The organism is Enterobacter cloacae complex sp.6700776, from assembly GCF_048284255.1.
Lineage (GTDB): Bacteria > Pseudomonadota > Gammaproteobacteria > Enterobacterales > Enterobacteriaceae > Enterobacter > Enterobacter intestinihominis.
The window spans coordinates 1-320 of the sequence record NZ_JBLVYK010000125.1 but is presented as its reverse complement, the minus strand read 5'-3'; the positions used below and the strand labels follow the sequence as shown (position 1 = coordinate 320).

The window sequence follows — 320 nt, the reverse complement described above, 5'->3', positions numbered from 1 at the left end:
CACACCTAACCAAAAAATGATCAAACAATCAGACAGCGACCTGGCCGCCTTTATTATCGATATCGCATTAAGCGACAGCTGCGTAAAAGAAATACTCTTATCCCGTCTGCGCTCGACGTTATTAGTCGAGACAGCCAGTGATGAAACCAGAGAATACCTCGAGCTGATGCTACAAAGAGTGTCAGTGTGCCATTAAATCCACCGTTACGTCGGCCCACACCAGAAGACAGCGTCTCACGACTCCCTCCCCTAGCGAAGGATCCCCCGCAATTCATCCATCTGCCGGGCAACCCGCTTCGCGGCCCCCAACTCGCTAAGAC

General features: G+C 51.9%; 2 protein-coding genes. One reads left to right on the top strand and one right to left on the bottom strand.

Annotated elements, in window-relative coordinates; all coding sequences use genetic code 11:
- The coding region (locus ACNQ0T_RS23525) for a hypothetical protein (protein ID WP_417930416.1) at window positions 1–196 on the top strand (196 nt) is incomplete at its 5' end.
- A 53-nt stretch (window positions 197–249) separates the two neighbouring features.
- On the opposite strand, the gene ACNQ0T_RS23520 is transcribed toward ACNQ0T_RS23525, so the two are convergent.
- A partial coding sequence (locus ACNQ0T_RS23520) for a hypothetical protein (RefSeq protein ID WP_417930417.1) occupies window positions 250–320 on the bottom strand: 71 nt, incomplete at its 5' end.